Below are 6,716 nucleotides of genomic sequence, written 5' to 3' on the forward strand. Positions count from 1 at the left end.
GCTCTTAGATGGCGTTCGGCCCAGGTAGGTGAGAACGTTATCATTTGATCTAGCATTGTCCATTTCTCGCGTCAATTGTTTCGGAGAATTTCGCAGCTAGATGGTTTTCCAGTCTTAAGCCTGGGGGATCTCCGGCGTCATCTTTCCTAGGTCGATTGCTGTCGCATGGCCGATTGCCCCGTAGTACCGGCAGGTAGCAGCAGCCGCCTCTGCGGCATGGCCGAGAATGTCTTGAGGCGCCTCTTTCTTAAGCAGGCCGAATAGCGTTCTGGCGATGAAGGTGTCGCCCGCGCCCAGGGTGTCGACGGGTTTGACCAACCGCGCCGGGGTTCGGTAAGAGACGGTGTCGCCGTGAAGCACCGCGCCGGCTCGACCACGAGTCACAAGAACCCACTTTGAACCACGTGCAAGCAATTCGGCCGCGATTGCGGCCAATTCCTTGTCGTCGAGACCGTCACCCGAGACACAAGCCAGATAGCAATAGGGTCCAATCTCGCGTCGATGTCCCGGGTCCCGTCGCGTGGAAAAATCATAAGACAACAGTGACTTACTTGATACAGCGGCAACCCACGGGTCCAAACCGCTGGACTGGCCGATGTGGACGGCCTGAAAGCCCGAGAGAAAATCCAGATCTTCTTGCGTCGGCGTAAACACCGAAACTCCGAGATCGAAGTCCAGGAAAATCCGATCGGCGTTGCGGTGACCTATGAGGCAGTAAGCGGTCGGTCCCTCGAGACGCCGTAATCGGGTGATGTCCACGCGCTCCGACGCCAGTGCAGTGCAGATAAGGTCCCCTGCCCGGTCTTTGCCGATCGCTCCGACATAGGCCGATCGCCCGCCGAAGCGGCTGACATAAACCGAGACATTGAGGCAATTTCCACCAGGATACATCTCGTCGCGAGCAAGATAACAATCGACCACGTTATCGCCTATCGCGGCAATCTTGACCATTGCAGGACTTTCAGTTTAAAGGGTGTGATAACGTTCGCACAGTGGCCGCCCACCTGTCAATTGTGGGCCCGCCCCTAGCTCTGCCAACGAGACGAGGAAGCTCATGATTTCCGCCCTGCCCTCCGACGTGGAACGCGCCCTGACCGCTACGGCGGGCACGCAGTTTTCGCACCTATTCCTCGTGGCGTGCGGCGGTTCGCTCTCGATCATGATGGCAGGCAAATACTTCGTCGACCGTCACAGCGGCACATTCGCCTGCGACATCTACAACGCGGATGAGTTCGTCTGCCGAGACCCGCGACGGTTGGGACCTGACGCGCTCGTTGTCCTTTGCTCGCAGACCGGCACCACCCGCGAAACTGTGCGAGCGGCCAATCATGCAAAGGATCGAGGCGCAACGACAATCGGCATGACGCTCGACCAGATATCGCCCCTCGCGCTGGCGGTCGACCACGCAGTCGCCTACCAGGCCTCCTACACGACGGGCAAAGCAATCGATTCAGCCTGCAGCAACTACGGCGTGCTCTATATGTTGCTCGCCGGCCTGATCGATGCTCGGGAGGATGCCGGGCTAACTGCCGATCTGCTGACGAGCCTGAGCCATCTTCAGCCGGCGATCGAGCGTGCGCACCGGACCTATGCCGACCGGTTTCAGGCCTTCGCCCCCCGTTTCGCGCCGCGCAATGCGATCTACACACTGGCCAGCGGTGCCAGCTATGGTGCGGCCTATTCGTACGCCATCTGCGTGTTGATGGAGATGCAGTGGTACGATTCGCAGGCCATACACGCCAACGAGTTCTTTCACGGCCCATTTGAGGTGGTCGACCGGGATACTTGCTTCGTGGTCTTGCTGGGTTTGGACGAAACGCGGAGCCTTCCCGAACGCGCCCGAGACTTCCTTTTCAAGTACGGCAGCCGGGAAAACGTCCTGGTGCTCGATGGAGCGGAACTCGACCTCAGCGGTATGTCCGAACACATCAAACCCTATCTCGTGCCCTTGGTGTTCTTCGACACGCTTTGGCGTTTTGCCTACGAGCTGGCCGCCCTGCGCGGCCGTCCAATGCTTGAGGGCCGGCGCTACATGAAGAAGCTCACCGACTATTAATTCCGCCGCGCTCTGCAGCCATCCAACAACTCCCAGCCCGGCTTCTGCGAAGAAGGATTTCTCTATGACCGCATCACCAAAGCCGCGCCATGTTGTTGTTATCGGCGCGGGCATCTTCGGCATCTCTTCCGCATTGCACCTTGCTCGTCTTGGCCTTGATGTAACGGTTGTCAACGACGGCGCGCCAGCCAACGGTGCATCCGGCCGTTCACTTTCCTGGCTGAACTCAGCGCGACGTGCGGACACTGCCTACCACCGCTTGAGGCTTGCAGGCATCGACCGTTATCGGACCCTGGCCGCCACAAGGCCGGAAACGGGATCGTGGCTTCGCTTTGACGGCGGCCTCACCTGGGATGCGGATGACGAGACGAACCAGATCGCGTCCGTCTGCCAGCTGGAGCAGGATATTGGTTATGACGCGCTTCTGCTCGGCCCTGCCGAAGTCGGTGCAGTGGTGCCCGGCGTCAACGCGAGCGCAATTACCGCCCAGGGTGCCATCTTCAATCCCGGCGAAGGATGGGTTGACCTGCCGTGTTTGATCAGTCTGCTGCTCAATGAGTTCCGCTCCAGCGGCGGCAAGTTTGTTCGGGACGCTGGACGCGTCCGGATAGATGCCACAGGTGGTCGCGCGCGTGGCGTCGTCACTGCCGACGGTGTGCCGGTAAAGGCGGATGCAGTGGTCCTTGCGGTCGGGCCAGCGACGCCTATCATGCTCGCAGAGATCGGAGTTCGTGTCCCCGACGCCACGCCAATTTCACTTCTCTTGAAGACCAAGCCGATCAAGACCGAGCTCCGTGCCGTGCTGAATACGCCCCGCGTGGCGGTTCGCCCGACGCCGGACGGCGCACTTGTTTTGGATTCGGCGTGGTCGGAGGAAGAAGTCGTGGTCAACTCTGACGGAACCTACACCGTGCACGACAAGACCGTCAAAGGACTGCTCGAGGAGGCTAGTGCGGTGCTCGAGGGCAATCCGCGGCTCCAACTCGCTGCCTATGCAGTTGGCCCGAAGCCCATCCCCGGCGACGGCGAGCCAGTGCTTGGCTGCGTCGAGACCGTTGCCGAACTTCACGTCGCCTTCAGCCACAGCGGCGCCACGCTTGGATTGATCGTCGGCGAATTGCTTGCCAAAGAAATCGCCTCTGGCAATCCGCATCCCATGCTTGCAACGTTCCGCCCTAATCGTTTCAGCTGAAAGGGCAATTTGGGGCAAGGCCGAACTGTCCAGATGGGTCGCGGGCCTGGGGAAGAGCCGCGTGATCGGGTTGTCGTGCTACGGCAACAGAGACGGCGAGAGGTCGGCGCTGCGCCTCCAAGCGCGAACGCCCGAAGAAGAATGCCCCGCAAACTATGGTCAGATAGCCACTCGCGATCCACTGGAGTGCGATAACCGCGACAAGTTGCGCAAGATTCCGCCCGCAAAATCAGACACTGCGCATGATCAGAAGCCGTTGCTCCAGAACGATTTCACCTTGTCAAGAGACGGCCCGCCTTGCGGCGTGCGAGGGGTCGGCAGTGACTTGACCAAGCCTTGACCAAGGGGCAGGATTGCGCCTATCGTCGCGTGCAAGCGCGATTGTCGAGCAATCTACACTCAGCTCGGTAATGAACACGGCTCGCCACGTTGACCCGACGCGCGCAAGGACAGGAAAATGACCATCACGGTGAAAGTTGGCGAGGCCAAAACGCATCTCTCGGAACTGCTTTCAAGGGTAGAAGCCGGCGAGGAGGTGATTATTTCGCGCGGCAACGATCCCATCGCTAAACTGTCGCGGATTCAACGGCGCAACGATGTCGAAGCCGTGATCGAAGAGATCAGCGCTGCCCGCGCTCGCGCCAAGCCCGTGACGCAGGACGAAATTCGGGCCTGGCGCGATGAAGGGCGTCGCGCTTGATGGCGATCATCGTCTGATGCCTTTCGTTGTCGACTTTTCCATGGCCGTTGCCTGGATTCTTCCTGATGAAGACAGTGAGGCGGCGGCCGCCCTGATGCGACGATTGCCGGGAGCAACGGCGCCTGTCCTTTCCCTGTTCTGGCACGAGGCGCGTAACGTCGTATTGATGGCCGAGCGGCGTGGCCGCATCGCGGCGGGCGAAGCTGCCACCACCATGGCACGGCTGCGCCGATTGCCGCTGGAGGACGCCGGCGGCGGGTCGGACGGCGCAGTGCTGACATTAGCGGCTTCGCACGGGCTCAGCGCCTATGACGCCGCCTATCTGGCGCTGGCAATCGAAACCGAGTTGCCGCTGGCCACCCTCGATCGGAAGCTCGCACTTGCCGCACGCCGCCAGGGAGTCCAAATTCTCGGGCCGCTCGCGAATGGCAATTGACCTCTTCGCTCGACCACCTGCCTATGTTGTTCGACGTGCAGAAGTCTTTGACGCTCTCGATTCCGTGCTGACTCTGGACCTCCGCGACTTTCTCGCCGAAGAAACCCGAGAAGATCGGAGGTAGACCGCACCGAAGAGTCTCTACCTTGTTGGAATCAGATGCAGTGCAGACTTCCCGCCCTTCACGGCCGCCGCTGACAGCTTGCGGTCAAAGCTGGCAAGTTGGCCGCCGCGCGCCTTGGCGAGCGCGAGAAGGTACGTAGCCGTCACCTGCGCCGAGGTCAGGATTTTGGCTGCATCAATGTCGCCGGAGCCAACCAGGCTCACATCGTCGGGCCAGAAGCTGTGCCCGTGCAGGGTCCGCAACTTGGTAACGATTCGCGCAACAACAGCTGGTGAGCCGGGAGAATTGGGATATCTTTGGTTGCCGACGATGCGCAGGACGCCGTTTTCGGTGATGGGACACGTAGCCATGCCGAGTTACCGGTCTCTTCGAACTCCATGCGCGTCGTCATGGGCGACGTGGCCAGGATCTATCAGTGCGATCAGCACATTGACATCGAGCACGTCACGGCAGTTCGTCTCGCAAGGCGTTGACCGTCTCAAGCGTGACGGGAGGTGCATCCGGCCGAGGCGACAGTAGAGGAATCCCGTTGCGCTCGCCGCCGGCTTGAGGCCGACGCAGCGAGCGCCGGGCGAGATCGGTGATGACCTCGCCGAGGCTGCGATCCTGCTGCCGGGCGGTGGCCTTGGCTGCAACCAGGACATCGTCATCGATCGCCAGTGTGGTTCTCATGTTGCCCTGCTTGGTGCGCATCAAACATCACGCATCATATAAAATAGCGACGTCGGATACTCAAACGATGCGAATACCCGGCGGACTTGGCGTGAACGCATTTTGTGCCGGAAGGATCGTCGCTTCACGGCTTCAACCTTTGTATGCGACGAGAACTGCGCCCGCTGCAATCAGTGAAACGCCAAGCCAGTTCGGCAGGGACAATTGTTCACTTAGGAAACCCACTCCGAATACTGTGTCAAGCGCGCCGCTTAGCCTGGCGTCACCGAGCAACTCCCCCTCCCACAATGCAGCATCAGGGCTGCGGTCACATATCTTGATTGTGTTTGCCGACGTCAGCCAGCTCCAGCCACGTCGACAACAGCCTTGATCCGACCGGACTTCTGCTGCGCCCAGATCGCAATATCGCGTGGGCTGTCTCGCAGGGTAGTGCGATGGGTGACGAGTCGGTCGATTGGTATTTTTCCAGCGCGGATCGAGGCAATGACGTGCTGGAAATCGCTACGCGTCGCGTTGCGACTGCCGATCAGCATCATTTCCCGCTTGTGGAACTCTGGATCTGAGAAGGTTATGTCGTCCGGCACGACGCTGACCATCACCATGACGCCACCATGGGCAACATAGGCAAAGGCAGACTGCATCGAACGGCTGTTCCCCGTGGCGTCGAAGACGACGTCGAAACCTGCTCCCGCAGTTCGCTCCGCTATCGTTTCGACGATCGATCCCTTCGACCCGTCGATCACCAGGAAGCCTAATTGTCTTGCGGCAAAGGCCAGCCGCTCGGCATCGACGTCCATGACGGTCACGTTGAGTTGCGCTATGCGCGCAAAAAGCGCGGTGCCAAGGCCGATCGGCCCGGCGCCGATAACCAAGGTGCGAATGCCCGGCCCCGCCATGGATCTGCGCACCGCGTGAGCACCGATGGCCAGAAACTCGACCGTGGCAGCCTCGACCGGTGACAGGCCGGCCGCTGGTATCAAGTTCTGCGCCGGCACGAGAATCTGCTCGCTCATGGCACCGTCACGGTGCACGCCAAGCACCTCGATCGACATGCAGCAGTTCGGCTTTCCCTGGCGGCAGGCGGCACAATTTCCGCAGGCAAAATAGGGGTTGACGTGGATTTGCTCTCCAACCGACAGGTCCACCGGCGCGTTGATTGCCGCGATTGTTCCCGAAACCTCATGGCCCATGACGCGCGGATAGGCGAGATAAGGATGCCTGCCCTCGAAGATGTGGAAGTCGGTTCCACATATCCCGACATAGGCGACATTGATCAGTGCCCAGCCTTCGGGCGGAGTGCCTGGTGCCTGCTGCTCCTCAAACACCAGCCTGCCCGGCTCAGCGCATCGCACGACTTTGATGGTGGGGCCCATGACTATAATTCACCCCCTTGCTAAGCTGGAGTCCGGCAACAGGAAGTGGTCCCGCGGGGGAAAACCCCCGGCCGCGGGTGGGTAACAACCAGTGCTTGACGGTGTTGCGCGGGCCCACGCCCGCGCCGGGGTGCCCAATTTGCAACCCCGGGTGCCCCCGGGG

Annotated in this window: 7 protein-coding genes and 2 pseudogenes; 4 read left to right on the forward strand and 5 right to left on the reverse strand. The window is 60.6% G+C overall.

Translation table 11 applies throughout. From position 1 onward, the window contains the following. Window positions 1-114: 114 nt before the first annotated feature. Window positions 115-951 carry a PfkB family carbohydrate kinase gene (locus NKJ15_RS23415; protein WP_352771831.1) on the reverse strand — a complete coding sequence of 279 codons (837 nt, stop codon included), beginning with the start codon at window positions 949-951 and terminating at the stop codon, window positions 115-117. Window positions 952-1,054: 103 nt separating this feature from the next. Here NKJ15_RS23415 and NKJ15_RS23420 point away from each other — a divergent pair, with 103 nt between their 5' ends. From NKJ15_RS23420 to NKJ15_RS23435, 4 genes are all read left to right on the forward strand, one after another. After that, entirely contained in the window at window positions 1,055-2,056 is a 1,002-nt protein-coding gene (locus tag NKJ15_RS23420; protein ID WP_352474449.1) for an SIS domain-containing protein, read from the forward strand. Window positions 2,057-2,120: 64 nt separating this feature from the next. Then, window positions 2,121-3,248: an NAD(P)/FAD-dependent oxidoreductase gene (locus tag NKJ15_RS23425; protein WP_352817824.1), complete on the forward strand. Its 1,128-nt coding sequence runs from the start codon at window positions 2,121-2,123 to the stop codon at window positions 3,246-3,248. Between the two features lie 457 nt (window positions 3,249-3,705). After that, the gene (locus tag NKJ15_RS23430; RefSeq protein ID WP_352467423.1) at window positions 3,706-3,948 is read left to right on the forward strand and encodes a type II toxin-antitoxin system Phd/YefM family antitoxin; all 243 of its coding nucleotides are present in this window, start codon (window positions 3,706-3,708) and stop codon (window positions 3,946-3,948) included. Beyond that, window positions 3,929-4,384, forward strand: coding sequence for a type II toxin-antitoxin system VapC family toxin (locus NKJ15_RS23435; RefSeq protein ID WP_352817826.1), 456 nt, complete (start codon window positions 3,929-3,931; stop codon window positions 4,382-4,384). Before NKJ15_RS23430 ends, NKJ15_RS23435 begins: the two co-directional genes overlap by 20 nt. A 141-nt stretch (window positions 4,385-4,525) precedes the next feature. Here the strand turns inward: NKJ15_RS23435 and NKJ15_RS23440 are convergent. From NKJ15_RS23440 to NKJ15_RS23455, 4 genes and pseudogenes are all read right to left on the reverse strand, one after another. Next, window positions 4,526-5,008 (reverse strand): annotated as a pseudogene (locus tag NKJ15_RS23440) (TA system VapC family ribonuclease toxin). Continuing rightward, window positions 4,953-5,180, reverse strand: a complete 228-nt coding sequence (locus NKJ15_RS23445; RefSeq protein ID WP_352817828.1) for a CopG family transcriptional regulator — start codon at window positions 5,178-5,180, stop codon at window positions 4,953-4,955. The pseudogene NKJ15_RS23440 and the gene NKJ15_RS23445 overlap by 56 nt, the downstream one beginning before the upstream one ends. A 132-nt stretch (window positions 5,181-5,312) precedes the next feature. Continuing rightward, window positions 5,313-5,414, reverse strand: a pseudogene (locus NKJ15_RS23450) (EamA family transporter); the annotation flags it as partial. A 101-nt stretch (window positions 5,415-5,515) separates the two neighbouring features. Next, window positions 5,516-6,541 (reverse strand): zinc-binding alcohol dehydrogenase family protein, encoded by a 1,026-nt coding sequence (locus NKJ15_RS23455; RefSeq protein ID WP_352817833.1) that lies wholly within the window; start codon window positions 6,539-6,541, stop codon window positions 5,516-5,518. Window positions 6,542-6,716: the final 175 nt, after the last annotated feature.

The organism is Mesorhizobium sp. M0207 (assembly GCF_040321995.1).
GTDB lineage: Bacteria > Pseudomonadota > Alphaproteobacteria > Rhizobiales > Rhizobiaceae > Mesorhizobium.

Excerpts from the sequence above, each read along its gene's own strand:
- NKJ15_RS23415 (WP_352771831.1), bottom strand. The coding sequence starts at position 951 with ATGGTCAAGATTGCCGCGATAGGCGATAACGTGGTCGATTGTTATCTT.
- NKJ15_RS23420 (WP_352474449.1), top strand. The coding sequence starts at position 1,055 with ATGATTTCCGCCCTGCCCTCCGACGTGGAACGCGCCCTGACCGCTACG.
- NKJ15_RS23425 (WP_352817824.1), top strand. The coding sequence starts at position 2,121 with ATGACCGCATCACCAAAGCCGCGCCATGTTGTTGTTATCGGCGCGGGC.
- NKJ15_RS23430 (WP_352467423.1), top strand. The coding sequence starts at position 3,706 with ATGACCATCACGGTGAAAGTTGGCGAGGCCAAAACGCATCTCTCGGAA.
- NKJ15_RS23435 (WP_352817826.1), top strand. The coding sequence starts at position 3,929 with ATGAAGGGCGTCGCGCTTGATGGCGATCATCGTCTGATGCCTTTCGTT.
- NKJ15_RS23445 (WP_352817828.1), bottom strand. The coding sequence starts at position 5,180 with ATGAGAACCACACTGGCGATCGATGACGATGTCCTGGTTGCAGCCAAG.